This is a genomic window from Streptomyces sp. NPDC107550, assembly GCF_055639095.1.
Map to the genome: position 1 here is coordinate 64,961 of NZ_JBVKBC010000018.1, position 26,233 is coordinate 91,193.

Genomic DNA, 26,233 nt, shown 5'->3' on the forward strand with positions numbered 1-26,233 from the left:
CCGGGGTGCGGGCCCTGTCAGTGGCGGCGCATACGGTGGGGCGCATGGATCTTCGACTGGGCGCATGGCGTGAGCGGGCGCGGCGGCACGGGCGGCGCACGGCCGTCCTGCTCGCCGTCCTCGCCCTGCTCGCCGGGGCGGGCACCTGGACGCTCGCCTCGGCCTCCGGCGGCACCCCGGCCGTGCACCGCTCCGACCGCATGCTGCCGATGGGCGGCGGCGTCCGGCTCGACACGTCGTACTTCACCGCCGGCGACCCCCGCGTCCGCCGCCCCGCCGTCCTCATCGGGCACGGCTTCGGCGGCAGCAAGGCCGACGTGCGCGCCGAGGCCGAGGGACTCGCCCGGCACGGGTACGCGGTCCTGACCTGGTCCGCGCGCGGCTTCGGCCACTCCACCGGCAAGATCGGCCTCAACGACCCGAAGGGCGAGGTCGCCGACGTCTCCCGCCTCATCGACTGGCTCGCCCGGCGCCCCGAGGTGCGGCTCGACAAGCGCGGCGACCCGCGCGTGGGCCTGTCCGGCGCCTCCTACGGCGGCGCGGTCTCCCTGCTCGCCGCCGCCCACGACCGCCGCGTCGACGCCATCGCCCCGCAGATGACGTACTGGAACCTCGCAGACGCCCTCTTCCCGGACGGCGTCTTCAAGAAGCTGTGGGCCGGACTCTTCTTCACCTCGGGCTCCGCGCCCCTCGGCTCGCGCACCAGCGAGGCGGGACTGCACTGCGGCCGGTTCGAGAAGGACCTGTGCGCGATGTACCAGCGCGTCGCCGTCTCCGGCACGCCCGACGCGGCGGCCCGGCGCCTGCTCGAAGAGCGCAGCCCGGTGGCCGTCGGGGACCGCATCCGGGTGCCCATGCTCATCACGCAGGGGCAGACCGACTCGCTGTTCCCGCTCTCCCAGGCCGACGCCATGGTCCGCCAAGTCCAGGCCAACGGCGCGCCCGTCAAGGTCGACTGGATCGACGGCGGCCACGACGGCGGCGACCGCGAGACCGACCGCGTCCGCGCCCGCGTCACCTCCTGGTTCGACCGCTGGCTCAAGGGCGAGCGCGGCGCCGACACCGGGCCCGCGTTCCGCGTCACGCGCGCGGGCGGTGTCGACTCCACCGACGGCGCCGCCGTCCTGCGCGGCGCGAGCGGCCCCGCCTACCCGGGACTGCGCGGCGAGCGGCGGGTCCCGGTGCCCTTGAAGACGGCCACCGAGTCCTTCCAGAACCCGCCCGGCGCCAGCCCGCCGTCCCTGTCGGCCGTGCCGGGCCTCAGCGAAGCCGCCTCGCTGCCGTCGATCGCCGGGGGCTTCGCCCTCGACTTCCCCGGCCAGTTCGCCCGCTTCGACACCGCGCCGCTCACCCGCCCGGTCCGCGTCACCGGCTCCCCGACCGTACGGGCCCACGTCACGTCCTCCACCGGCACCGCCGTCCTCTTCGCCAAGGTGTACGACGCCGGGCCCCGCGGCGCCCGCGAGGTGCTGCCCCGCCAGCTCGTCACCCCGCTCAAGGTCACCGGCGCGGGAGGCAAGGGCAAGGACGTCGAGATCACCCTGCCCGCCGTCGACCACCAGGTCGCCAAGGGGCACCGGCTGCGGCTCGTCCTGTCCGCGACCGACCTCGGCTACGCCTCGCCCCGCACCCCCGCCACGTACACCGTGCGGCCGCTGAGCGCGCTGAGCCTGCCGACCGCGCCCGGCGTGCGCACCGCGGGGACGCCGCTGCCGTCCTGGGTGTGGTGGCTGCCCGCGGGCGCCGTCCTCGTCGCGGGCGGCCTGCTCCTGACCGCCCGCAGGCGCACCACGGCCCCCGCGCCCGACCCCGCCCTCGCGGACGTGCCGCTCGTCATCACCGGGCTCGGCAAGAAGTACGCCCGCGCGAGCGACCGCTACGCCGTACGCGACCTCTCCTTCCGCGTCGAACGCGGCCAGGTCCTCGGCCTGCTCGGACCCAACGGCGCGGGCAAGACGACCACCCTGCGCATGCTCATGGGCCTCATCCGGCCCGACGAGGGCGAGATCCGCGTCTTCGGCCACGCGATCCGGCCTGGCGCGCCCGTGCTGTCGCGGGTCGGCGCGTTCGTCGAGGGCGCCGGGTTCCTGCCGCATCTGTCCGGCCGGGAGAACCTGGAGCTGTACTGGAAGGCCACCGGCCGCCCGGCAGCCGACGCGCACCTCGACGAGGTCCTGGAGATCGCCGGGCTCGGCGACGCGCTGGCCCGCGCGGTCCGCACGTACTCGCAGGGCATGCGGCAGCGCCTCGCCATCGCGCAGGCCATGCTCGGCATGCCCGACCTGCTCATCCTGGACGAGCCGACCAACGGGCTCGACCCGCCGCAGATCCGCGAGATGCGCGAGGTGATGATCCGCTACGCGCGCGGTGGCCGCACGGTCATCGTCTCCAGCCATCTCCTCGCCGAGGTCGAGCAGACCTGCACCGACCTCGTCGTCATGGACCGGGGGCGGCTCGTACGGGCCGGCGCGGTCGCGGAGGTCGTCGGCTCGGGCGACACGCTGCTCGTCACCGTGGCGGGCGAGGTGTCCGAGGCGCTGGCCGAGAAGGTCGCCGCGCTCGACGGCGTGGACTCGGCGGCCCGCGCGGACGACGGACTCGTGGTCCGGCTCGCCCCCGAGGGCAGCGCCGCCGCGCTCGTCGCGGACCTCGTCCGGCTCGGCGTGCCGGTGAGCGGGGTGGGGCCGCACCGGCGCCTGGAGGACGCGTTCCTCACCCTGATCGGAGGCACCGCATGACCCTGCCCGACACCGCTGCCGCTGCCGCCGGGCGGGGGGCCGCCGAGGGGTACCGGCCCGGCCGTACGCTGCCGCTGCGCGTCGAACTGGCGCGGCAGATCCGGCGGCGGCGGACCCTCGTCATGGGGGCGGTGCTCGCGCTGCTGCCGTTCGTACTCGTCGTCGCCTTCGCGGTGGGCGGGGAGCCGGGCGGGCGTGCGGGGCGGGTGACGCTCATGGACACGGCCACGGCGTCCGCCGGGAACTTCGCGGCGACCTGTCTGTTCGTCTCCGCCGGATTCCTGCTTGTCATCCCTGTCGCCCTGTTCTGCGGCGACACGGTGGCCGCCGAGGCGAGCTGGTCGAGCCTGCGCTATCTGCTGGCCGCGCCTGTGCCCCGGGTCCGGCTGCTGTGGTCCAAGCTCGTCGTCGCGCTCGGGCTCAGTCTGGCGGCGATGGTGGTGCTGCCGGTCGTCGCGCTCGGCGTCGGCGCGGTGGCCTACGGCTGGGGGCCGCTCCAGCTTCCGACCGGGGGGTCGCTCGACGCGGGGACGGCTGTGCAGCGGCTGCTTGTCGTGGTCGCGTACGTCTTCGTCTCCCAACTGGTCACCGCGGGGCTGGCGTTCTGGCTCTCCACGGTGACGGACGCGCCGCTCGGGGCGGTCGGTGGGGCGGTGTTCCTGACGATCTTGGGGAACGTGCTGGATGCGGTGACCGCGCTGGGGCGGTGGCGGGAGTTCCTGCCTGCGCACTGGCAGTTCGCCTGGGCGGATGTTCTCCAGCCGCGGGCCGAGTGGGGCGGGGTGGTCCAGGGGGCGGTCGTCTCCGTGGCGTACGGCTTGGTACTGACGGCACTGGCGTTCCGCACGTTCACAAAGAAGGACGTGGTGTCTTAGGGCGGGTGCTTCGTCTGACGGCCACGTCGTGGTTGCCCGCGCAGTTCCCCGCGCCCCTAGGGAGTTCTCCGGTCCAGGTCCGCTGGCCTGAACGTTGCGCAGTTCCCCGCGCCCCTGGGTGAGTGGGTGGCTCCGGCCGGTGGGTTTCCTCGACTCTCGTCGTGGCTGGTCGCGCAGTTCCCCGCGCCCCTGGAGGGGCGACTGCGTCGCCACCTCCATCGGGGGAAGCTGGGGCGAAGCCCCGCTTCCAGGGGCGCGGGGAACTGCGCGAGCGACCCCCACCGGGCCGCAGGTGGAGGTGAGACCGTTCGAGGCCGCCTCGGTGTGATGCCCCGGTGCCTACCGAACCCCGCCCGTTCAGCGGAGCTGCCGGCCGGAGATGGCCCGCGCTATGACCAGCCGCTGAATCTCACTCGTGCCCTCGAAGATCGTGTAGATCTTCGCGTCCCGGTACATCCGCTCCACAGGATGCTCCCGGCTGTACCCCGCACCCCCGAGCACCTGAACCGCCTTCTCGGTCGCCGAAACGGCCAGTTCCCCCGCCCGGAGCTTCGACATCGACCCCTGCGCCGCGTCGAACGCCTTGTCGTTGCGGGCCATCCAGGACGCCTGCCAGATCAGCAACCGCACCGCCTCGATCTCGGTGCGCAGATCCGCGAGGGCGAACGCGATGGCCTGGTTCTCGATGACGGGCCGGCCGAACGCGACCCGGTCGCCCGCGTACTCCAGCGCGTACTCGTAGGCGGCCCGCGCGATCCCGAGCGCCTGCGCCCCCACCGTCGGCCGGCTGACCTCGAAGGTCGACATGGCGGCCTGCCCCTTGGCCCGGGACCCCTCGCGGGCCCGCGAAAGCCGCGCGTCGAGCTTCTCCTTGCCGCCCAGCAGGCAGTGCCCCGGCACCCGTACGTCGTCGAGGAAGACGTCCGCCGTGTGCGAGGCGCGCAGTCCCAGCTTGCGTATCTTGCGGGCGCCCTCCAGACCGGCCGTGCCCGGCGGCACGATGAAAGCCGCCTGGCCGCGCGCGCCGAGGGAGGGGTCGACGGAGGCGACGACGACATGCACGTCGGCGATGCCCCCGTTGGTGATCCACGCCTTCTGCCCGTTCAGCACCCACTCGTCCTTGGCCTCGTCGTAGCGGGCCCGCGTCCGCATCGCGGCGACGTCGGACCCGGCCTGCGGTTCGGAGACGCAGAACGCGGCGAGCCTCGGGTCCTCGGGCTCGCCGTAGCACTGGGGGACCCACTCGGCGAGCTGGTCGGGCGTGCCGGCCGAGAAGATCCCGGCGACGGCGAGCGAGGTGCCGAACAGGGCCATGCCGATGCCCGCGTCGCCCCAGAACAGCTCCTCGTTGGCGATCTGCAGCGAGATCCCGCTCGGGTCGCCGAACATGTCGGCCAGGGACTCGAACCCGTACAGGCCGATCTTCGCGGCCTCCCGGATCACCGGCCAGGGCGTCTCCTCGCGCTCGTCCCACTCGGCGGCGGCCGGGCGGACGACCTCGGCAGCGAAGCCGTGGACCCAGTCGCGCAGGTCCCGCTGTTCCTCGGTCAGTTCGAGAGAGAAGGGCATGACGGGACCTCAGGCCTTCGGGATGTCGAAGTAGCGGGTGAGTCCGGAGGCGAGCGCGACGTCCCCGGCGATCTTGACCTTGCGCATCATGAACATGGTGACCGGCGAGGAGTTGCCCGAGACGAGCTTGAGGAAGTCGGCGTCGCCCATGATGAGCGTGACGCGCGGCTCGCCCGCCGAGCGGCCCTCGGTGACGGTGCAGGTCCCGTCGGTGATCTTCGTCTCGTAGACGGCCTCGGGGTTGTCGCCCTGGCCGGTGACCTTCCAGCGGATGACGGCGTCGAGGGAGCCCGCGACGTCCGGCTTGAACTGGCGCTCCATGCGCCCGAAGACCTCTTTGAGGATGCGGGCGCGCAGCGCGCCGTCCCGGGCGATCTCGTTGATCTCCTTGGTGGAGAGCTTCTTGACGATACGGGCGAACTCCTCGGGCGTGACGCTCCCGAAGTCGAGGGAGGCGATCTCTTCGGCACCGCTCATGATCCCCAGCTCCTTACTCTTAAGTAAGCTTACTGATTGGTAAGGTTACGACCGCGTAGATAGGCTGACAAGGGTGACGGAGACATCGGGAGCGGCCCGAGGGCGCGCGGCGGGGCGCCGCAAGCGTGTCCCGCGGCACGAGCGCGAACAGCAGATCATCGACGTGGCCGTACGCGTCTTCGCCAAGCGCGGCTACCACGCGGCCTCCGTCGACGAGATCGCCGAACTCGCCGGTATCTCCAAGCCGATGGTCTATCTGTACCTGGAGTCCAAGGAGGGCCTGTTCCTCGCGTGCCTGCGCCGCGAGGCGGACCGGCTCGTGACCGGGTTCAGGGGCAGCGCGCGCGGCGCGGGCGGCGCCCCCGAAAGGCGGCTGTACGCGGGGCTCTCGGCGTTCTTCGCGTTCGTCGTCGCTCACCGCGACAGCTGGTACGTCCTGCACCGCCAGGCGTCCGAGCTGACCGAGACCATCGCCGCCGCCGTCGCTGAGGCGCGGGCCGCCGTCATGGCGGAGGTCGCCGGGCTCGTGCGTGACGGCATCTCGGAGAGCGGGCGGGGCGCGCGGCTCGGGGAGCAGGACGCGGACTTCGTCGCGCACGCCCTCGTCGGCGCGGCCGACTCCCTCACGGACTGGATGGAACGCCACCCGGACCAATCGCCCGACGCGGTGGCGCTGCGGCTGATGAACATGGTCTGGGTCGGCATGCGGGACGTCCTCGCCGGGCAGGCCTGGACCCCCTGAGCCGCGCTCCGCTCCCCGGACGCTTCCGGGGGCGGGGATCTGTGTGCGACCCCTTGAATTCTCCTTACGCGTCGGTAAGTTGACTCCCGAGTAAGTTCCAGCACGCCGCCGCCGCGCCACCGGGAGCCGTCATGGGCGTACGCAAGGATCTGAAGCGGGCCACCAAGCGCACCGACCTCGCCGACCGGGTGCGCGTCGAACTGGTGCGGGACGAGCGGGGAGTCGTGCGCGAGGCACGGGCCGCGCCGCTCGCCGCGCCGCCCGCCGACGGCACGACCGCCGCCGACCTGCCGTTCGTCAACGCCGCCGAGGCGCCGGACGCCGTCGTGCTGCGGCGCAAGGAGACGGGCCGCTGGAAACCGGTCACCGCCGCCGCGTTCGCCCGTGAAGTCACCGCCGTTGCCAAGGGGTTGATCGCGGCGGGCCTGGAGCCGGGCGGGCGCGTCGCGCTCATGGCGCGCACCCGGTACGAGTGGCAGGTCCTGGACTTCGCCATCTGGGCCGCCGGCGGGCAGACCGTACCGATCTACGCCACGTCCTCGCCCGAGCAGGTCGCCTGGATCGTCCGCGACTCCGGCGCCCGCATGCTCCTCGTCGAGAACGCCGACCACGCCCGCGCCGCCGAGACCGGACTCGCCGCCGCGCCCGCGAGCGAACGCCCCCGCACCTGGCTCATCGACGACGGCGCCGTCCTCGAACTCGCCACCCTGGGACGGGAAGTGGCCGACGAGGAGGTCACCAAGCGGCGCGCCGCGCTCACCGCCGACTCCGTCGCCACCCTGTGCTACACCTCCGGCACCACCGGCCGGCCCAAGGGCTGCGTCCTCACCCACGGCAACCTGTACGCCGAGGCCGCCAACACCGTCGAACTGCTCCACCCCATCTTCAAGGCCGCCACCGGACAGACCGCGTCCACGCTGCTGTTCCTGCCGCTCGCGCACATCCTGGGCCGCACGATCCAGATCGCGTGCATGCTCGCCCGTATCGAACTGGGCCACTGCCCCAGCATCAAACCGGCCGAGCTGCGGCCCGAACTCCGTTCGTTCCGGCCGACGTTCGTCGTCGGTGTGCCGTACCTCTTCGAGAAGATCCACGACACCGGGCGGGCCACCGCCGAGAAGATCGGGCGCGGCGCCTCCTTCGACCGCGCCGACCGGATCGCCGTCCGCTTCGGCGAGGCCCACCTCGCCCGGTTCCTGGAGGGCGGCCCCGGGCCCTCGCTCCGGCTGCGGCTCGCCGCCGGCCTCTACGACCTGCTCGTCTACCGCCGCGTCCGCAGGGAACTCGGCGGCCGGCTGCGGTACGCGATCAGCGGCGGCTCCCCGCTCGACCGGAGCCTCAGCCTCTTCTTCTACGCCGCGGGCGTCGTGATCTACGAGGGCTACGGCCTCACCGAGACCTCCGCCGCCGCCACGATCACGCCCCCGCTGCGCCCGCGCCCCGGCACGGTCGGCCTCCCCGTGCCCGGCACCTCCGTACGCATCGCCGACGACGGGGAGGTCCAGGTCAAGGGCGGCATCGTGTTCGGCTCGTACTGGCGCGACCCGGCGGCGACCGCCGAAGTCCTGGGCGCGGACGGCTGGTTCGCCACCGGGGACCTCGGGGCGCTCGACGACGACGGCTATCTCACGATCACCGGGCGCAAGAAGGACATCATCGTCACCAGCGGCGGCAAGAACGTCTCACCGGCCGTCCTGGAGGACCGGCTGCGCAGCCGGTCACCGGTCGGCCAGTGCATGGTCGTCGGCGACAACCGCTCCTTCGTCGCCGCGCTCATCACCCTGGAGCCCGAGTCCGTCGCGCACTGGCTCGCCGTGCGCAAGCTGCCCGCCGACACCCCGCTCGCGGACGTGATCCGCGACCCGCGGATCGTCGCGGAGGTGCAACGGGCCGTCGACTACGCCAACGAGGCCGTCTCGCGCGCCGAGTCCATCCGCAAGTTCACCCTGGTCGAGGGCGAGTTCACCGAGGACAACGGGCTGCTCACCCCCTCCCTGAAGATCAAACGGCAGGCGGTGGCGGCGGCGTACGCACGGGAGATCGAGGAGCTGTACGGTGCCTGAACCCACCCCTGACGACCGTGACCACGACTACGACGTCGTCGTCGTGGGCTCCGGGTTCGGCGGCTCGGTCGCCGCGCTGCGCCTGACCGAGAAGGGCCACCGCGTCTGCGTACTCGAAGCGGGCCGCCGTCACACCCGCGAGAGCCTGCCCCGCACCTCGCTGCGGCTGCGCGACTACCTGTGGGCGCCCCGCCTCGGCTGCTACGGCATCCAGCGCGTCCACCTGATGAAGAACGTGATGGTGCTCGCGGGCGCCGGGGTCGGCGGCGGCTCGCTGAACTACGCCAACACGCTGTACGTGCCGCCGCCCGCCTTCTTCCGCGACCGGCAGTGGGCGCACATCACCGACTGGCAGGCCGAACTCGCCCCCTACTACGACCAGGCCCGGCGCATGCTCGGGGTGCGCACCAACCCGACCACGACCGAGGCCGACGAGCTGCTGCGGGCGGCGGCCGGACGGATGGGCGCGGGGGACACCTTCCGGCTGACGCCCGTGGGCGTGTTCTTCGGCGACGGGCGGGACGCCGACGGTCGTACAACGGCCGCGCCCGGCGAGGAAGTTCCCGACCCCTACTTCGGCGGCGCGGGGCCCGCCCGTACCGCCTGCGTCGAGTGCGGGTCGTGCATGACGGGCTGCCGCGTCGGCGCGAAGAACACCCTCACCGAGAACTATCTGCACCTCGCCGAGCGGGCGGGCGCCGAGGTCCGCCCCCTGACGACGGTGACCTCGGTGCGGGAGCGGGCGGACGGCACGTACGAGGTGACCGCCGAGCCGACCGGGCGCCGCGTCCGCCGCCGCGCGGGCCGCACCGTGCTGCGCGCCCGGCATGTCGTCCTCGCCGCCGGCACCCACGGCACCCAGACGCTGCTGCACCGCATGAAGGCCACCGGCACCCTGCCCCGCCTGTCCGACCGCCTCGGCACGCTCACCCGTACCAACTCCGAGGCGCTGGTGGGCGCGCTGACCTGGCCGCGCAGGCTCGGGCGCCCCGACATCGACTTCACGCGCGGCGTCGCCATCACGTCGTCCATCCACCCGAACCCCACGACCCACATCGAGAACGTCCGGTACGGCAAGGGCTCCAACCTGATGGCGCTGATCTGCGTGCCGCAGTACCGGCGGAACCTGCCGAAGCCGCTGGCCGCCGCCCTCGCGTTCCTCTCCCACCCGGTGCTCGTCGCGCGGACCGCGGCGCTGCGCCACTGGTCGGAGCGGACCATCATCGGGCTCGTCATGCAGACCCACGACAACTCCCTGACCACGAGCCTGACCCGGCGCGGCCGGCTCACCGCCGGCCAGGGCCACGGCGCGCCCAACCCCGTGCACATCCCCGAGGGCTGGGAGGCGGCCGGACTCATCGCCGAGTCCCTGAACGGCTTCGCGGGCACCAACCTCGGCGAACTGCTCGGCAAGCCGCTCACCGCGCACTTCCTCGGCGGCTGCGTCATCGGGGACGGCCCGGGCAGCGGGGTCGTCGACCCGTATCACCGGCTGTACGGGCACCCGGGGATCGTCGTCGTAGACGGCTCGGCGGTCTCCGCGAACCTCGGCGTCAATCCCTCGCTCACCATCACCGCGCAGGCCGAGCGCGCGATGGCGTACTGGCCCAACAAGGGGGAGCCGGACCCGCGCCCCGCGCCCGGTGAGCCGTACCGCGCCCTCAGCCCCGTCCCGCCGCGCCGGCCCGCGGTGCCGGCGGGGGCGTACGGGGAACTGCGGCTGCGGGGGAGCGGCGGGAGCGGTGGGAGCGGTGGCAGTGGTGGGAGCGGAGGGGGCGCGGAGCCCGGGGCCGGGGGCTGTTTCTGACGCATGGTTAGGATCAGCTTCCATGACAACATGCTCAAAGCTGATCGCAGTGCGGCAATTCGGGCGTGATGCCCGGTGACACAGGACGTCCGTGTGCTGCTCGTCGACGCCGAGCCCGTCGTGCGGGCCGGGCTGCGCGCGCTGCTCGCCGAGGCGCCGGACCTGAGTGTGGCGGGCGAGGCAGGTGACGGCGCCGAGGCGGTGAGCGCGGCCCGCGTGCTGCGCCCCGACGTCGTCCTGCTCGACCTCGGCCTGTCGCCCGACACCGGCATCGACGCCTACGACACCGCGCGCCGCCTGACCCGCGCCGAGTCCGCGCCCCGCGTCCTCGCGCTCGCCCCGCGCGACGGCGCCGACGACCTCGCGCTGCGGGCGCTGGAGGCGGGCGCGAGCGGGTTCGTGCTCAAGGCGGCGAGCGGGCCCGAACTCGTCGCCGCCGTACGCTCGGTGGCCGCCGGCGCGGCCGTCGTGTCGCACGCGGTGCTGCGCCGGCTCGCCGCGCGTTCGGCCGCGCGCGGGCGCGTCGCCACGGGGGAGCGGGTGTGCCGCGCCCAGGGTCTCGGCGGCAGCGAGCGCCGGGTCCTCGCGCTGGTCGGCGCGGGCATGACCAACCGGGAGATATCCGAGGTCCTGCATCTCTCGCTGACCAGCGTGAAGACGTACGTGTCCCGCGTGCTGCGCCGCCTGGAGCTGGAGAACCGGACGCAGGCGGCTCTCTTCGCCCACGAGCTGGGCCTGGACCCGGAGCTGCCCCCGGAGAAGGAGCGGGCGAAGGGCGCGGCCCGTCGCACGGCGACGCCCGTTCCTGCCCGCCGGATAAGCCAAAGATGACGGAATTTGTCTACTTTGGTTGTTCCTGTACGCATAGTGTGCGGCATGTCGTCCGACAGTGAGCGGAATCCTGGTCTCCGGATTCTTGGGGCACCGTCGAAGGGCGAGGGAGTGCGGCGCGACGAGCAGGCGGACAGCGAACTGTGTGCGCGGGTACGCGCAGGAGACGCACGCGCGTTCGCCCTCCTGTGGGAACGGCACGTGCCGGCCGCCCGCCGCGTCGCCCTGCGCCACACGCGCGGCAGCGCGGCCGACGCCGACGACGCGGTCTCCGAGGCGATGATCGCGCTGCTCCAGGCCCTGCACGCGGGCGCGGGACCGGTCGCCAACGTCCCCGGCTATCTCTCCGTCTGCGTCCGCAGGGCCGCCGCCCGCGGCCTCGTCCGGCGCCGCCGCGAGATACCGGCGGGCGACAGCCTCGACCTGCCCGACTCGCCCGCCCAGGGCCACCAGGACGACTGCCCGGCCACCGCCCGCTTCGACGCCGAACGCGCCCGCGCCGCCTACCGCGCCCTGTCCGACCGGCGCCGCCTCGCCCTGCGCCTGCTCACCCTCGAAGGCCGCACCGCCGCGTCCGCCGCCCCGCTGCTCGGCGTCGGGCCCGGCGCGGCCGCCTCCCTCGGGCACCGGGCGCGCGAGGCGCTGCGCACCGGATTCCTGCGCGGCCATGTGCGGGCCGGCGACGACGAGTGCGCGAAGGTGCTCGACCGGGTCGTCGCCGCGCTGCGCGGCCGTCCCGTACGCCGGTTCGGGGACCGGGTCGCCGCCCATCTGCACGGCTGCGTCGACTGCCGGGCCGCCCGCCGCCATCTGTACGACGTCAATTCCACACTGCCCAGGCGCATACGGGAGGGCCGATGACCACCACCGACGACAGCAAGGAGCGGACCGAGGGGCGCGGGAGGGACACGGAGCCCGTGCCGGTGCCGGTGCGCATCGTGCGCCACGACGACGGCATACCGATGAACATGCTGTTCCGCGAACGCACCGCCGCCGACCCCGACCCCGCACCCCCCGACGCCCCGGCGCCAGGCACCGCCCCCGAGCCCCCGCCGGCCCCGGCCCCGGCCGCCGCGCCCCCCGCCGCCGCGCCTCCCGCTCCCGGCACTCCCGCCGCCCCCGCGTCCCGTGCGGCCGGTGAGGGCACCGGCGTACGCGAGAGGGCGACGGCCCGGCGCGTGCCCGGCGCCGACCCCGGGCTCGTGGAGCGCGAGGGGCGTTCGCTGCCCGGCTGGCTCGCGCTGCTCACCGGCCTCGCGGCCGTCGCGGGCGTCCTGTACGGCGTGTGGTGGCTCGACTGGGTGCCGCGCCAGGCCGTCGACTTCCTGCGCCTGCCGCACCCCGCGCCCGGCCTCACCACCGGCGCCCGGGTCGCGGTCGGCGCGGGCGCCGCCGCCTGCGCGGTCCTCGCCGTCCTCGCCTTCGGCGGCCTCACCCGCTGCCGCTCGGGCGGCGCCTGGGTGCTCAGCCTGTTCGGCCGCTACCGGGGCACCGTGCGCCGCACCGGACTGCGCTGGATCAGCCCGCTCGTGCTGCGCCGCCGCGTCGACGTACGGCTGCGGCACTGGCGCAGCGAACCCATGCCCGCCGTCGACGCGCAGGGCATGGCGCTGCGCGTCGAGGTCCTGGTCGTGTGGCGGGTGCGGGACACGGCCCGCGCCCTGTTCGCCGTCGAGGACCACGTCGTGTACCTGCGCGAGCAGATCGAGGCGGCCATGGCGCGCGTCCTGTCGCGGCTGCCCGCCGACGCCTTCCACGAGGCGACGCCCACCCTGCGCGACGCCGAGGCCGTGGGCGGCGAGCTGTCCCGCCTGCTCGCCGCCGAGTGCGCGGCCGTCGGCGTCGAGGTGTTCTCCGCGCAGCCCACCCGGATCGAGTACGCGCCCGAGGTCGCCGAGGTCATGCGGCGCCGCCGGATCGCCGTCCTCGACGCCCGGCACCGCGCCGGAGTGCTCAGCGGAGTCGTCGACTCCGTGCAGGACACCGTCGAACGCCTCACCGGCCGCGGCCTCGTCGAGCTGGACGACTACGAACGCAACGCCCTGGTAAGGGACTTGACCGTGGCGTTCACCCGCAGCTCTAGCTGACCGCGCCCGCGCGAGGCAGGCCCCGTACGGCGACGGGCTCCGGGAAGTCGACCCCGGAGCCCGTCCGCGTACGCGGCCCCCTCAGCCGGGCGTCAGCCGCACCTCAGCCGAACAGGTGCCGCCAGGTGTCGGGCCCGGGGTAGCCGTCCGCCTCGCTGCCGCGCCAGCCCTGCGCCCGCTGGAACTCCGCCACGTTCCTGCGGTCCGACTCCGTCCAGCGCGGGCCAGGACCCTGCGTGTAATGCCGGCCGAACCCGCGCTTGACGAGCTGCTTGCCCAGCTTGGTCACGTACGAGTTCGACTGTCCCGGCCGGAAGTAGTGCGCGCCGGGGAAGGCGGAGCTGCCCGCGCTCGAACCGCCACCGCCACCGCCACCGCCACCGCCGCTTCCGCCGCTGCTCCCGCCGCCGATGTCACGGCCCTTGCCCTCCATCAGGTACCGCCAGGTGTCGGGCCCGGGGTAGCCGTCCGCCTCGCTGCCCCGCCAGCCCTGCGCCCGCTGGAACGCCTGCGTCGCCTTGCGGTCCGAGTCCGACCAGCGCGGGCCGGGCCCCACCGAGTAGTACCGGCCGCCGCCCCGCTCCACCAGCGCCTTGCCGAGCTTGGTGACGTACGCGTTGTTCGCGCCGGGCCCGAACTTGCCCGCGCCGGGGAACGCGGTCGAGGACGAGCCCCCGCCCCCCGAACCCCCGCCGCCCACCACGTGGTTGTAGCGGTACGGGACATAGCCGCCGGAGTTGTTCCAGTACGCGTACGGCGTGGAGCGGGCCAGGGTGTGCGGGCGGGTCTGCTCGTAGGCGAGGTAGCGGGTGTGGGAGGAATCCGTCCAGCCCGCGAAGATCGTCACGTGCGAACCCGCCGTCGGGTTCGACGGGTTGTGGAAGAGCAGCATGTCGCCCGGCTGCAACTGGCTCTTGGTGATCCGCGTCGCGTACGAGGCGAGGCTGCCCGTCCACTGGTTGGAGCCGAGGCCCCACGCCATCGACACGAACCCCGAGCAGTCCGTGCGGTAGCCGCCCCGGTAGGCACCCATGCTGTACGGCACGCGCGCGTTCACCCAGGTCTTCGCGCGGGCCAGGATCTCCGCGCGCGTCAGCTTCATCGGCGCCGACGACCGGTAGGCCGCCTGCGTCACGTCCGACGGCCCGCCTGTCACGAGCGGGCCGGGGGCGCCCTGCGCGGTCGGCGCGGTCGCGCTGTCCGGCGTCGCCCGCGCCGTCCGGGGCGCGTTCATCGCGTGCGCCGCGCCCGTCGACGTCAGCGCCACCGCGCCCACGGCAGCGACCGCCGCCGCCCGCGCGAGGGGCCGCCCCGCCGAGGACGGCGCCGGGCGCGTGCCGAGCCGCTCCAGGGCGCAACTCGGGCACGCGCACAGGCCCCGCACGGCCGCGTCGGCGCTGACGTCTATTTCGTAGAACACCGGTGTAGTCACATCACCCTCCTGAAGTGTCTTCATGAGGAGGAGTGAGGTGAGGCGCGGCTCGTGCGGTTTTCAGTGATTTTCCTACGATATTTCGTCCCCGGCGGTCGCTCGCCGCTCAGCGCTTGACCGAGCGCCCGAACAGGGAGCGCGACCAGAGGTAGCCGCCGAGGGCGATGCCCGCGCACCAGGCGAGCGAGATCCAGGCCGAGGAGCCGATCGGGGTGCCGGTGAGCAGCCCGCGCAGGGTCTCGGTGACCGGCGTGAACGGCTGGTTCTCCGCGAACCGGCGCAGGCCCGGAGCCATGGACGCGGCCGGCACGAACGCCGAGCCGAGGAACGGCAGGAACTGGATGAGCAGCGGCTTGTTGCTCGCCGACTCGACCGTCCTGGAGATCAGCCCGAGCGCCGCCGACAGCCAGGCGACGGCGAAGGACAGGGCGGTGAGCAGGCCGAAGGCGGCCAGCCACGCCAGGGGTGAGGCGTCCGAGCGGAAGCCGAGCGCGAGGGCCGCGCCGACGACCAGGACCAGGCCCGCCATCGTCGTCAGGACACTCCCGCAGACGTGCCCGGTCATGAACGACGTACGGCTGATGTTCATGGTGCGGAAGCGGTTGACGATGCCCTCGGTCATGTCCTGGCAGACCGCGATCGACGTCGTCATCGCGCCGGACGCGACGCCCATCACCAGCACGCCGGGCGTCAGATACTCCAGGTAGGCGGCCCGGCCGTCGCCGCCGGGCAGCCCGGCGCCGATCGAGTCGCCGAACGCGTACACGAACAGCAGCAGCATCAGGATGGGCATCAGGGCCGGGCCGAGCGAGACGGCCGGGTAGCGCAGCGCGTGCTTGAGGTTGCGCCGCAGCATGGTCGTCGAGTCATGCACGGCGAGGGCGAGGGCGCTCATCGGAGGGTCTCCTTGACGTGGAGGGAGCCGGCGGGCGTGCCGTCGCCGGTCAGGGCGAGGAACACGTCGTCGAGGTCGGGGGTGTGCACGGAGAAGCCCGCCGCGCGGACCCCGGCGGTGTCGAGTCGGTCGAACAGGGCGCGCAGCGCGGCCAGATCGCCGTCGCCCGCGACGCGCAGCACGAGTTCCTCGTCGTCGCGGGCCGCGTCGGGGAAGGCGCGGGCGGCGCGCGCGTAGCCGTCGCCGTCGTCGAAGCGCAGGCGTACATGGGCGCCGGGGATACGGGACTTCAGCTCGTCCGGGGTGCCCTCGGCGACGATCCGGCCGCCGTCCAGGACGGCGATCCGGCCCGCCAACTGGTCGGCCTCGTCCAGGTATTGCGTGGTGAGGAAAACGGTGACGCCACCCGCGACCAGCGTACGGACCGTCTCCCACATGGTCCGCCGGCTGCGCGGGTCGAGCCCGGTCGTCGGCTCGTCCAGGAAGATCACGCGCGGATCCCCGACGAGCGTCATGGCGAGGTCGAGGCGGCGCCGCATGCCGCCGGAGAAGGTCGCGGCCCGTTCCTTGGCCACCGGGCCGAGGCCGAACCGCTCCAGCAGCCCGGCCGTACGGGTGCGCCCCTCGGCCTTGCCGAGCCGCAGCAGGTCCGCCATGAGCAGCAGGTTCTCCTCGGCGGTCAACAGGTCGTCGAGAGCGGCGAACTGGCCGGTGACGCCGATCGCGGCGCGGACGCCCGCCGGGGACGCGGCGACATCGTGCCCGGCGACCTGCGCCTGGCCGCCGTCCGCCGCGAGCAGCGTCGACAGGATGCGCACGGTGGTGGTCTTGCCCGCGCCGTTCGGCCCGAGCAGCGCGAACACCGAACCGGCCGGGATACGCAGATCGATGCCGTCCAGCACGGTCTTGCCGCCGAACGCCTTGCGCAGACCGAGGGCGGAGACCGCGAGCGGTACTGCGGGCGATTCTTTGGATGTGGGCATGACAGATACAGGCATGGAGCCCTCCGGCTCGCTGGATGGGTTGTGCGCGGGATAGGGGTGTTCCGGTGTTCCCCGGACGCGAAAAGCCTTACGGGGACGGTCGCGTGAGGGGCCGTCAGTTCGTGGCGCGGTGGATGTCGATGTTGCCGAAGCGGGTGCGGGCGCGGACCTCGACGGTGTGCTCGCTCTCGTCGGGGGTGTCCGTGCCGTCCAGGCCGTTGTGCACCTGGCCGCGCTCGGCGCTGATGTCGAGCCAGGCGGCGGTGCCGGCCCGGACGCCGACGTCGATGGCGCCGAACGACGTCTCCAACTGCACGCGGCCCGCCGTGACTTCGGCGACGCGCAGGGCGCCGTACGCGGTCGTCGCGGTGACCGGGCCCGCGGCGCGGGCGATGTCGATGTCGCCGTGGGCGCCGTTCGCGCGCAGCTCGCCGAGGACCGTGCCGACGAGGGTGACGCCGTGCGAGTTCTTCAGGGTGGCCGAGCCCTCGACCGTGCCGACGCGCAGGGTGCCGGAACTGGTGGTCAGCTCCGCCGCGCCCTCGACCCGGTCCACGGAGACCGAGCCGTGGGCGACCGTCGCGGTCAGCGTGCCCGTCGCGTCGAGGCGGACGTCGCCGCCGGAGGTCTTGACGCGGGTCGCGCCGAGCGGCCCCTCGGCGGTGACGTGGGTCCAGGCGCCGGTGACCTCGACGGCGGAACCGGCGGGCAGTTCGACGCTCACGTCCACGACGCCGGTGGGGCCGATCATGCGGCGCTCCTTGGTCCGCACGGTGAGCACGCCGTTGGCGAAGCCCACCTCGGTGCGGTCGGCGGCCCGTACGTCCTTGTCGCGCTTGGGGTCGGCGGGCCGCACCTCGACGGCCGTGTCGGGGCGGGCGCTCGCCAGCAGCCGCAGGGAACCGGCGCCGATGTGCGCGTCCAGGGTGATCGGCTCGGGGGTGTCGAAAGAAGGCATGGCTGTACCGTCCTCATGGCTCGTCAGATCGTCCCCGCAGGTGGGACGTGGTGTGGGTGGAGCGGGTACGGGGGCTCGGGTACGGGGGCTCGGGCGGCGCGGGCTAGCGGACCCAGCCCGTGAAGCTCTGTCCGGTGCTACGGGACTTCTGCGGCGCGGTGCGGGTGGGAGCCGCGCCGCCTTCGACGGCGGCGGACACGGCCCGCACCAGCCAGGCGTTGACCGACAGGCCCTCGCGGGTCGCGGCCTCCTCGGCGCGGGCCTTCAGATGGGCGGGCAGCCGGAGGTTGACGCGGGCGGTGCCGCCGTCGTCCGGGGTGTCGGCGGGGGCCGGGGGCGGGGGCGTCGCCGGCTCGGGGTGCGGGGTCGCGTCCGCGTAGGGGTCGGTGCGGGGCGGGGGCGTGACCACGAAGTCGGGGTCGAGGCCGCGCAGGCGTACGTCGACGGAGCCGGGGGCGAGGTCCCGGGTGACCTCGTCCATCGCGGCGGACAGCACGTTCAGGAGGGTCAGCCGGGTTGCCGATTCCAGGGGGGCGGTGAGGCGGTCGGCCAGGGCCCTTGCGTCTTCGCCTGCGGATTCTGCGGCGATGGCGAGGTCCTGCCGGAGGGAGTCGACATACGGGGTGAGGTCCATAACGCCATTATGGCACCATCATGGCACCACCGGCAACCCACCTGGCACCCCGCGCTGCCGGAACCGGGATCCGGCGCTCAGATCAGCCCCGCCAGGGGCGCGGGGAACTGCGCGCCCAGCCACGGCGCACCCGGCACTCTGGGGCGCTGCCCCAGCCCCCGCTCCTCAATCGCCGGAGGGGCTGGAAATTGGCGCCGAGGCCAGCCCCCAGGGCCCCAGAGCCGGAGGCCGAGAGCGGGCGCTCAGACAAGCCCCGTAAGGGGCGCGGGGAACTGCGCGAGAAGCCCCACCGGGGCTGAACTGGACGTACAACGATCACGCACCCGGCGCTGGGGTGCCGCCTTGCCCACCCGTGCCGCCCCAGGCGGCAGACTGCCCAAGGCGGCGCGGGGCGCCTGAGAAGTGCCGGGGCTGACAGCCCCGTAAGGGGCGCGGGGAACTGCGCGAGCGGCCACGACGCACCCGGCGCCCTAGGACCGCGGAGCGGAGATGGTGTCACCCGGTGTCAGAATGGTGCCGCTCACGGCGAAGGGCCCCGCCGGCCGGCAGGGCCCTGGAGTGGAGGTGGCGGGGTCAGAACCAGTCGCCGGTGACGAAAGGGGCCGCCAGCCGCGTGGCCAACGCCGGCCGCACCGGATCCCGGTCAACCGCAACCCCCGTATACCCACCCCGGTGGAACAGAAGAGGCCGCACCCCCGAATCCGCCCCGAGATCACTCACCCGCCCGACCACGATGAAGTGATTCCCGGCAGGATGAACCCGCTCGACCGCACACTCGGCCCACGCGGCAGCCCCCTGAAGCACCGGCACCCCACCCTCCGTACGCCCCCAGGAAGACGCGGAGAACTTGTCGGGCCCGCTGCGCCCGAACACCTCGCTCACCGCCCGCTGCTCCTCCGCGACGACGTTCACACTGAACCGCCCGGCCCGCTCGATCAGCGGCCAGCTCCGCGAGGTCCGCGCCGGACAGAACAGCACGAGCGGCGGATCGAGGGAGAGCGCCGAGAAGGACTGGCAGGCGAACCCGGCGGGCCCGTCCTCGCCCTGCGCGGCGATGATGACGACCCCCGTGCAGAAGTGCCCCATGACGTCCCGGAAGCGCCGCCCGCCGACCTCGGGCACGACCTGCGACGCCCCCTTCACAGCATGCCGCCGTCGATGGTGACGCCGAACTCGCCGTCACCGAAGACCTGGAGGGCGGGCGGCGCGTCGTGCGCGACATGGACGCGGGCCGCGTGGGCGTCGCGCCAGAACCGCTGGATGGGCGTACCGGCGCGCAGCGCCCCCGCCCCTGAGTTCTCGAACAGCCGGTCCGTCGCGCCGATCGCCCGTTCGGCGGCCCGCACCTGGTCCCGGCGCAGCCGCGTACGCAGCTCCAGGGGGATCTCGCCGCCGGCGCGGGCGGCCTGGTGGACGGCGTCCACGTTGCGGGTCAACTGGAGCCAGGCCGCGTCGATCTCGCTGGCCGCCTCCGCCACCCGTACCTTGGCGAACGGGTCGTCCTTCGCCTTCGAGCCGGCGAACGCCCGCACCCGCTCCCGCTGGAGCGCCACATGCGCCTCGTACGCGCCCTCGGCCATGCCGACCAGCGGCGTCGTGATCGTCGTCGTCATGATCGAGTACAGCGGCATCCGGTACAGCGGCGCGGTGTTGACCTCCTGGCCAGGACACACGCAGCGGAACGAGTCGGAGAAGCTGAGCACCCGGTGCGCGGGCACGAACACGTCCTCGACGACGATGTCGTTGCTGCCGGTGCCGCGCAGTCCGCACGTGTTCCACACGTCGTCCACGGTGTACTCGGCGGCCGGCACGACGAACGCCGCGAAGTCGCTCGTCGCGCCCGAGCCGTCCTTGACGAGCCCGCCGAGTATCGCGCCGCCCGCGTGGTCCACGCCGGAGGAGAAGCTCCACCAGCCCGAGAGCCGGTAGCCGCCCTCGACGGGCGTCGCCTTGCCGAGCGGCGCGTACGCCGACGACAGGAGCGTGTCCGGCGCCTCGCCCCAGATGTCCTTCTGCGCCTCCGCCGGGAACGTCGCCAGGTGCCAGGCGTGCGCGCCGAGCACCGAGGCGACCCAGCCCGTCGAACCGCAGGCGCTCGCCACGAGCTTGACGGCCGTGTAGTGGTCCAGCGGGTCCGCCTCCAGACCGCCGTAGCGGGCCGGCTGGAGCAGCTTGAAGAAGCCCGTCTCGTGCAGCGCCTTGATGGAGTCGGCGGGCACCCGGCGGGCGTCCTCGGTCTCCTGGGCGCGTTCCCGCAGCGTGGGGAGGAGCGCCCTGACGCTCTCGACAACCGTGGTGCTCATGGTCGAACCAGCCTTTCCTGAGGGGTCGGTGGGGTCGGGGGGGTACGTGCCATGCGTGCCGTGCCGGAGTGCTGTCAGGCGGCCGTCGTCCGCCGCGCGGCGAGGTCGAGCGCGATGTCGGTGATCATGTCTTCCTGGCCGCCGACGAGCCCCCGGCGGCCGACCTCGACGAGGATCGTGCGGGTGTCCAGCCCGTACCGGGCGGCGGCGGCCTCCGCGTGCCGCAGGAAGCTGGAGTACACGCCCGCGTACCCGAGCGTCAGCGTCTCCCGGTCCACCCGCACCTCCCGGTCCTGCAACGGGCGTACGAGGTCGTCGGCCGCGTCCATCAGCGGGAACAGGGAGCAGGAGTGCTCCCAGCCGTGCAGGTCCGCGACGGCGACGAACGCCTCCAGCGGGCAGTTGCCGGCGCCGGCGCCCTGCCCGGCGAGCGAGGCGTCGATCCGGGTGACGCCCTCCTCGACGGCGACGACCGAGTTGGCGACGCCGAGCGCGAGGTTGTGGTGGGCGTGGATGCCGAGCCGGGTCGCCGGGTCGAGGACGTCCCGGTAGGCGCGGAACCGTTCGCGTACGCCGTCCATCGTGAGCCGGCCGCCGGAGTCGGTGACGTACACGCAGTGCGCGCCGTAGGACTCCATCAGCTTGGCCTGGCGGGCGAGTTCGGCGGGCTCGGCCATGTGCGACATCATCAGGAACCCGGCGACGTCCATGCCGAGTTCGCGGGCCGCCGCGATGTGCTGCGCGGAGATGTCGGCCTCGGTGCAGTGCGTGGCGACGCGCACCGAGCGGATGCCGAGCGCGTGCGCCTGCCGCAGTTCGCGCAGCGTGCCGATGCCCGGCAGCAGCAGCGTCGTCGGCACCGCGCGCCGGACGCTGCCCGCGACGGCCTCGATCCACTCCCAGTCGGTGTGCGCGCCGATCCCGTACGTGATGCTGGACCCGGCGAGACCGTCGCCGTGCGCGACCTCGATGGCGTCCACGCCCGCCGCGTCGAGCGCCTCGGCGATCGTGCGGGCCTGCTCGACGGTGTAGCGGTGGCGGACGGCGTGCATGCCGTCCCGCAGGGTCACGTCCTGGATGTACAGGCTGGTCATCGCGGGGCCACCTCCGTGGCGCGGTGGGCGGCGACGCGTTCGGCGGTACGCAGCGCGGCCGACGTCATGATGTCGAGGTTCCCGGCGTACGCGGGCAGGTAGTGGGCGGCGCCCTCCACCTCCAGGAAGACGGAGACCTTCGTCGCCGTCTCGCGCGGGCCGGAGCCGGCGGGCAGCAGGGAGCGCAGCGGATCGTCGGCGGCGACCCGCTCGAACTGCACGCGCTGCTTGAGGCGGTAGCCCGGCACGTACGCCCGTACGCGCTCGGCCATCTCCTCCACCGCCCCGGCGACCGCCCGCTCGTCGCAGTCGCCGACCAGGCAGTGCACGGTGTCCCGCATGATCAGCGGGGGTTCCGCCGGGTTCAGGACGATGATCGCCTTGCCCCGGGCGGCGCCGCCGACGCGCTCGATGGCGGCGGCGGTCGTCTCGGTGAACTCGTCGATGTTGGCGCGGGTGCCGGGGCCCGCCGAGCGCGAGGAGATCGAGGCGACGATCTCCGCGTAGTGCACGGGCGTCACCGAGGCGACGGCGGCGACGACGGGGATGGTGGCCTGCCCGCCGCACGTCACCATGTTGAGGTTGGGCGCGTCCAGGTGCGCGTCGCCGTTCACCGGCGGTACGACGTAGGGGCCGAGGGCGGCGGGTGTGAGGTCGACGACCGTGCGGCCGAGGGCGCGCAGCACCTGGTCGTGGTGGCGGTGGGCGCCCGCCGACGTGGCGTCGAAGACGATCCGTACGTCCGCGAACGCGTCCAGCGCGACGAGCCCCTCGACGCCCTCGTGCGTGGTCGCCACCTTCAGGCGGCGGGCGCGGGCGAGGCCGTCGGAGTCCGGGTCGATGCCGGCCATCGCGGCGATCTCCAGCGACTCCGACAGGCGCAGCACCTTGATCATCAGGTCGGTGCCGATGTTGCCGGAGCCGATCACGGCGACCTTCGTCGGGTCAGGCACCGGGTGCCTCCTTGGGGAGCGAGAAGAAGCGGGCGGCGTTGCCGCCGAGGAGCAGGGCCCGCTCCGCGTCGTCGAGCCCGGCGCAGGCGCGCACGGCGGCCCCGGGCTCGCGCTCGCCGAGCGGGAAGGGGAAGTCGGTGCCGAGCATCACGCGCTCGGTGCCCATCACGTCCACGAGCAGCCGCAGCGCGCGCGGGTCGAAGACGGCCGAGTCGACGTAGAAGCGGTCCACGTACGCGGACGGCGGCTTCGGCGAGTCGGCGCGCACGATGTCGCGCTGGTGCCAGGCGTTGTCGGCGCGGCCGAGGAGATAGGCGAAGCTGCCGCCGCCATGGCAGAAGCACAGCTTGAGCGAGGCGGGCAGTTCCTCGAACGCGCCCGCGAGGGCCATGCCGAGGATGCTGAGCTGCGTCTCGGCGGGCATCCCGACCAGCCACTGGAGCATGTGCGGGCGCATGCGCGGCGAGTCCGGCATGTCCCACGGGTGCACGAGGACCGGCATGTCCTCCCGCGCGCAGTGCCGCAGGAACGCCAGGATGTCGGCGTCGGACAGCGGGCGGTCGCCGACGTGGTTGCCGATGTGGACGCCCCGGTGCCCGGCGACGGCCGCTTTGGAGACCGTCTCGCAGGCGGCGCGCAGATCCTGCAACGGCACCTGGCACAGCGGCAGCAGCCTGCCCGGGGCCTGGGCGCAGTAGTCGAGGATGCGGGCGTTGACGAGGTCGCACCACTCGGTGCCGGCGGCCGCGTCCGCGCCGTAGCCGAAGGTCAGCGGGGTCGAGGAGACGGCCTGCACATCGACGCCGAGGGCGTCCATCTCGGCCACCCGCGTCTCGGGGTCCCACAGCGCGGCCGTCACGGGCCGGTACTCGTCGTCGCCGCTCATCATCATGCCGGTGCCGTCGCCGTGGACGCGCAGCCACGGCTCGCCGGCGCCCGCGAGGACGCGGCTCTCGGTTTTCGATATGCGGGGGAAGACGTGCGCGTGGACGTCGATGACAGTCAAGTCGTACTCCGTTTACGGGATGTGGGGGTCAGGGCCTGACCCGAAGGAAAGGCCCTAGCCGCGCGGTGCGGTGCGCGGGCGCATCGGCTCGGGCCACTGGCGGCCGGGGTGGACGGCGCCGCAGTGCGGGCAGGCGCGGTCGCCGCCGTAGAACGCCTCGAAGATCGGCGGCAGGTCCTCGACGATGGAGGTGAGCTGGAACTCGGAGCGGTACACGAGCCGGTGACACTCCACGCAGTACCACTCGCAGGCGTCGAGTTCGCCCGCCGGCCGCGCGAACTCGACGACCAGGCCGATGCTGTCGGGCTCGGGCCGCTGCGGCGAGTGGCGCACGTGCGGCGGCAGCAGGAACACGTCGCCCTCGTTGATCTGCACGTCGACCGGCGGGGCGCCCTCCTCCTCCATCACGCGCAGCACCATGGTGCCGCGGAGCTGGTAGAAGAACTCCTCCAGCGGGTCGTCGTGGAAGTCGGTGCGCTGGTTGGGCCCGCCGACGACGGTGACCATGAGGTTCGCGTCCTGCCAGAGCTGGATGTTGCCGACGGGCGGCTTGAGCTGGTCGCTGTGCTCGTCGATCCACTGCTGGAAGTTGAACGGCATGCCGTTGGAGAGCTTCGGCAGCTTCGGAAGCGTCATGAGGTGACTCCCTTGCGGTGCGGCTCGTTCGGGCCCGGCACGGGGACGTGGGCCACGCAGGCGATCTCGATGAGGAGGTGCGGGTGGGGCAGTTGGTGCACGGCGACGGTGGTCCGGGTGGGCCCGCGCTCGTCGAAGTACGCGCCGTAGACCTCGTTGTAGCCGCCGAAGTCGTTCATGTTGACGAGGTACGAGGTGACGCTGACGACGTCGTCGAGGGTGCCGCCGACCGCCGCGAGGATGTCGCGGATGTTCTCGATGACGGCGCGGGTCTGCGCGCGGATGTCGAGGTCGGTGGTGCCCATGGCGTCCGCGCTCGCCCCGGCGAACGTGCCGTCGGGCCTGCGCGAACTCGTCCCCGACACGAAGACCAGGTCCCCGGCCCGCTTCACGTGCGGGAACCGGCCGCGCGGGGTGGCCTTCCCGGCGACGAGCAGCCCGGCGCGGTCCTCGCCGGGGCGCTCAACCCCGGTGCCCTGCCCGGTCATCGGACCGTCACCTCCGTACGGCCGAGTCCCGCGGCGGTGACCCGGACGTGGGTGCCGGGGCGCAGCGGTACGGCGGCGGTCGCGGCGCCCGCGAGGACGATGTGCCCGGGCTCCAGGGTGATCCCGGCGTCGGCGGCGAGGCGGGCGGCGGCCGCGAGGGAGCGCAGCGGGTGGCCGAGGATCGCGGCGGACGACCCTGCGGCGATCTGCCGGCCGTCCTCCTCCACGATCAGCCCCAGGTTGCCGGTGTCGGGGGTGCCGGGCGCGTCCGGCGCGCACCAGGGGCCGGTGCCGAACGCGGCGGCGGAGGCGTTGTCGGCGATGACGTCCGGCAGCGTGAACCGGAAGTTCTCGTAGCGGGAGTCGAGGATCTCGTAGGCGACGGCGACCCCGGCGACCGCGCGGGACGCCTCGGCGGGCGTGACCCGGCCCGACAGGGGGCGGCCGAGCAGGAACGCGATCTCCGGCTCGATGCGCGGGTGGATCAGGCCCGAGGTGTCGAGCACCCCGCCGTCCTCGACCAGCATGCGGTCGGTGAGCAGGCCCCGGATGACGTCGTCGACGCCCATCTGGACCATCTTGGCGCGGCTGGTGAACCCCATCTTGATGCCGAGGGGGCGCTCACCTCGGGCGAGGCGGCGCTCCATGACGGCGTGCTGCACGGCGTACGCGCCGGGCACGTCGAGGTCGGTCGTCGCGGTGGGCAGGGCGGTGGTGCGGCCGGTGAGGGAGGCCTCGTCGAGGGCGCGGGCCAGCGCCTCGGTGCCGGCGGTGGTGATGGCGGTCATGCGGCGGCTCCTCGGGCGGGGGCGGACGCTTCGGGGTCCGGGGCTTCGGGGGCGGGGGCGAAGGCGACGCGGACCTCGCCGAGCCCGTCGACGCGGGCTTCGAGCACGTCCCCGGCGGCGACCGGCACCATCGGGCCGAGCGCGCCGGTCAGCACGGTGTCCCCGGCGCGCAGCGGGCGTCCGGCGCGTACGAGGGTGTCGGCGAGCCAGAGCGCCGCGTTCAGGGGGTGGCCGAGGCAGGCGGCGCCGACGCCGGTGGAGATCTGCTCGCCGCGCCGCTCAAGGACCATGCCGGCGCCGCGCAGGTCCACGTCGCGCAGGGACACCGGGCGGGTGCCGAGCGCGTACATGCCGCAGGAGGCGTTGTCGGCGACGGTGTCGGTGAGCGTGATGTCCCAGTCCTGTACGCGGCTGCCGCACACCTCGATGGCGGGCAGCGCGAACGCGGTCGCGCGCAACAGGTCGGCGATCGTGTGCCGTTCGTGCGTCAGGTCGTGCTCCAGGACGAGCGCGACCTCGGCCTCGGCGCGGGCCTGCTGCACGGCCCCGTACGGCACCTCGGCGCCGTCCGGCACCGCCATGTCGGCGAACAGGACGCCGAAGTCGGGGGAGTCCACGCCGAGTTGGGCCTGCACGGCGGTGGAGGTCAGGCCGATCTTGCGGCCGACGAGCCTCCGCCCCTGGCCCAGCCAGTGCCGGGTGAGCGTGTCCTGGACCTCGTACGCGGCGTCGACGCCGTCGATCAGGTCGCGTACGGGCGCGCAGGGCGTCCCGGTCTCGTGGGCCCGCAGCAGCCGCTGGGCCGCTGCGGCGACGGCGCCGGCCGGGGCCGCGGGGTCGGGTGTGTCGCTCACGGGAGCTGTCCCTTCGGAAA

At 73.7% G+C, this 26,233-nt stretch carries 24 protein-coding genes; 8 read left to right on the top strand and 16 right to left on the bottom strand.

Annotation, left to right across the window (positions count from 1 at the left end):
* Positions 1–44 precede the first annotated feature (44 nt).
* Both ACZ7LY_RS22905 and ACZ7LY_RS22910 read left to right on the top strand, forming a co-directional pair.
* Complete coding sequence (locus ACZ7LY_RS22905) at positions 45–2,738, top strand: alpha/beta fold hydrolase (RefSeq protein ID WP_471626519.1); 2,694 nt, start codon at positions 45–47, stop codon at positions 2,736–2,738.
* Positions 2,735–3,613, top strand: a complete 879-nt coding sequence (locus tag ACZ7LY_RS22910) for an ABC transporter permease (protein ID WP_471626520.1) — start codon at positions 2,735–2,737, stop codon at positions 3,611–3,613. Before ACZ7LY_RS22905 ends, ACZ7LY_RS22910 begins: the two co-directional genes overlap by 4 nt.
* A 357-nt stretch (positions 3,614–3,970) precedes the next feature.
* On the opposite strand, the gene ACZ7LY_RS22915 is transcribed toward ACZ7LY_RS22910, so the two are convergent.
* A complete protein-coding gene (locus ACZ7LY_RS22915) occupies positions 3,971–5,182 on the bottom strand; it encodes an acyl-CoA dehydrogenase family protein (RefSeq protein WP_471626521.1) in 1,212 nt (403 codons plus the stop codon).
* Positions 5,183–5,191: 9 nt separating this feature from the next.
* Positions 5,192–5,659, bottom strand: coding sequence for an SCP2 sterol-binding domain-containing protein (locus tag ACZ7LY_RS22920; protein WP_471626522.1), 468 nt, complete (start codon positions 5,657–5,659; stop codon positions 5,192–5,194).
* A gap of 73 nt (positions 5,660–5,732) precedes the next feature.
* On the opposite strand from ACZ7LY_RS22920, the gene ACZ7LY_RS22925 reads away from it, so the two are divergent.
* The 6 genes from ACZ7LY_RS22925 to ACZ7LY_RS22950 all read left to right on the top strand — a co-directional run bounded on the left by ACZ7LY_RS22925 (position 5,733) and on the right by ACZ7LY_RS22950 (position 13,189).
* The gene (locus ACZ7LY_RS22925; protein ID WP_471626523.1) at positions 5,733–6,401 is read left to right on the top strand and encodes a TetR/AcrR family transcriptional regulator; all 669 of its coding nucleotides are present in this window, start codon (positions 5,733–5,735) and stop codon (positions 6,399–6,401) included.
* A 131-nt stretch (positions 6,402–6,532) separates the two neighbouring features.
* Positions 6,533–8,464, top strand: a complete 1,932-nt coding sequence (locus tag ACZ7LY_RS22930) for an AMP-dependent synthetase/ligase (protein WP_471626524.1) — start codon at positions 6,533–6,535, stop codon at positions 8,462–8,464.
* Positions 8,457–10,271, top strand: a complete 1,815-nt coding sequence (locus ACZ7LY_RS22935; RefSeq protein ID WP_471626525.1) for a GMC family oxidoreductase N-terminal domain-containing protein — start codon at positions 8,457–8,459, stop codon at positions 10,269–10,271. Before ACZ7LY_RS22930 ends, ACZ7LY_RS22935 begins: the two co-directional genes overlap by 8 nt.
* Positions 10,272–10,346: 75 nt before the next feature.
* Entirely contained in the window at positions 10,347–11,102 is a 756-nt protein-coding gene (locus ACZ7LY_RS22940; RefSeq protein WP_471626526.1) for a response regulator, read from the top strand.
* A 45-nt stretch (positions 11,103–11,147) separates the two neighbouring features.
* On the top strand, positions 11,148–11,963 hold the full coding sequence (locus ACZ7LY_RS22945) for an RNA polymerase sigma factor (protein WP_471626527.1): 816 nt from the start codon (positions 11,148–11,150) through the stop codon (positions 11,961–11,963).
* Positions 11,960–13,189 carry an SPFH domain-containing protein gene (locus ACZ7LY_RS22950; protein ID WP_471626528.1) on the top strand — a complete coding sequence of 410 codons (1,230 nt, stop codon included), beginning with the start codon at positions 11,960–11,962 and terminating at the stop codon, positions 13,187–13,189. The genes ACZ7LY_RS22945 and ACZ7LY_RS22950 overlap by 4 nt, the downstream gene beginning before the upstream one ends.
* Before the next feature lie 103 nt (positions 13,190–13,292).
* Here ACZ7LY_RS22950 and ACZ7LY_RS22955 read toward each other — a convergent pair whose 3' ends face one another.
* From ACZ7LY_RS22955 to ACZ7LY_RS23020, 14 genes are all read right to left on the bottom strand, one after another.
* Positions 13,293–14,621 carry a peptidoglycan-binding protein gene (locus ACZ7LY_RS22955; RefSeq protein ID WP_471626529.1) on the bottom strand — a complete coding sequence of 443 codons (1,329 nt, stop codon included), beginning with the start codon at positions 14,619–14,621 and terminating at the stop codon, positions 13,293–13,295.
* Positions 14,622–14,727: 106 nt separating this feature from the next.
* The gene (locus ACZ7LY_RS22960; protein ID WP_471626530.1) at positions 14,728–15,516 is read right to left on the bottom strand and encodes an ABC transporter permease; all 789 of its coding nucleotides are present in this window, start codon (positions 15,514–15,516) and stop codon (positions 14,728–14,730) included.
* A complete protein-coding gene (locus ACZ7LY_RS22965; RefSeq protein ID WP_471626580.1) occupies positions 15,513–16,499 on the bottom strand; it encodes an ATP-binding cassette domain-containing protein in 987 nt (328 codons plus the stop codon). Before ACZ7LY_RS22965 ends, ACZ7LY_RS22960 begins: the two co-directional genes overlap by 4 nt.
* A gap of 115 nt (positions 16,500–16,614) precedes the next feature.
* Positions 16,615–17,457, bottom strand: coding sequence for a DUF4097 family beta strand repeat-containing protein (locus ACZ7LY_RS22970; protein ID WP_471626531.1), 843 nt, complete (start codon positions 17,455–17,457; stop codon positions 16,615–16,617).
* A 103-nt stretch (positions 17,458–17,560) separates the two neighbouring features.
* A complete protein-coding gene (locus ACZ7LY_RS22975; RefSeq protein WP_471626532.1) occupies positions 17,561–18,091 on the bottom strand; it encodes a toxin-antitoxin system HicB family antitoxin in 531 nt (176 codons plus the stop codon).
* Between the two features lie 573 nt (positions 18,092–18,664).
* Positions 18,665–19,234, bottom strand: coding sequence for a 3-hydroxy-9,10-secoandrosta-1,3,5(10)-triene-9,17-dione monooxygenase reductase subunit (hsaB, locus tag ACZ7LY_RS22980; protein WP_471626533.1), 570 nt, complete (start codon positions 19,232–19,234; stop codon positions 18,665–18,667).
* Positions 19,231–20,394, bottom strand: a complete 1,164-nt coding sequence (hsaA, locus tag ACZ7LY_RS22985; RefSeq protein ID WP_471626534.1) for a 3-hydroxy-9,10-secoandrosta-1,3,5(10)-triene-9,17-dione monooxygenase oxygenase subunit — start codon at positions 20,392–20,394, stop codon at positions 19,231–19,233. Before hsaA ends, hsaB begins: the two co-directional genes overlap by 4 nt.
* Positions 20,395–20,468: 74 nt before the next feature.
* Positions 20,469–21,488 (bottom strand): 4-hydroxy-2-oxovalerate aldolase, encoded by a 1,020-nt coding sequence (dmpG, locus tag ACZ7LY_RS22990; protein ID WP_471626535.1) that lies wholly within the window; start codon positions 21,486–21,488, stop codon positions 20,469–20,471.
* On the bottom strand, positions 21,485–22,441 hold the full coding sequence (locus ACZ7LY_RS22995; protein ID WP_471626536.1) for an acetaldehyde dehydrogenase (acetylating): 957 nt from the start codon (positions 22,439–22,441) through the stop codon (positions 21,485–21,487). Before ACZ7LY_RS22995 ends, dmpG begins: the two co-directional genes overlap by 4 nt.
* On the bottom strand, positions 22,434–23,447 hold the full coding sequence (locus tag ACZ7LY_RS23000; protein ID WP_471626537.1) for an amidohydrolase family protein: 1,014 nt from the start codon (positions 23,445–23,447) through the stop codon (positions 22,434–22,436). The genes ACZ7LY_RS22995 and ACZ7LY_RS23000 overlap by 8 nt, the downstream gene beginning before the upstream one ends.
* 54 nt (positions 23,448–23,501) lie before the next feature.
* Complete coding sequence (locus ACZ7LY_RS23005) at positions 23,502–24,083, bottom strand: 3-hydroxyanthranilate 3,4-dioxygenase (RefSeq protein WP_471626538.1); 582 nt, start codon at positions 24,081–24,083, stop codon at positions 23,502–23,504.
* Positions 24,080–24,571 carry a RidA family protein gene (locus tag ACZ7LY_RS23010; RefSeq protein WP_471626539.1) on the bottom strand — a complete coding sequence of 164 codons (492 nt, stop codon included), beginning with the start codon at positions 24,569–24,571 and terminating at the stop codon, positions 24,080–24,082. Before ACZ7LY_RS23010 ends, ACZ7LY_RS23005 begins: the two co-directional genes overlap by 4 nt.
* Positions 24,568–25,359, bottom strand: coding sequence for a 2-keto-4-pentenoate hydratase (locus tag ACZ7LY_RS23015; protein ID WP_471626540.1), 792 nt, complete (start codon positions 25,357–25,359; stop codon positions 24,568–24,570). The genes ACZ7LY_RS23010 and ACZ7LY_RS23015 overlap by 4 nt, the downstream gene beginning before the upstream one ends.
* Positions 25,356–26,213, bottom strand: a complete 858-nt coding sequence (locus ACZ7LY_RS23020; protein ID WP_471626541.1) for a 2-keto-4-pentenoate hydratase — start codon at positions 26,211–26,213, stop codon at positions 25,356–25,358. Before ACZ7LY_RS23020 ends, ACZ7LY_RS23015 begins: the two co-directional genes overlap by 4 nt.
* Between the last annotated feature and the right edge of the window lie 20 nt (positions 26,214–26,233).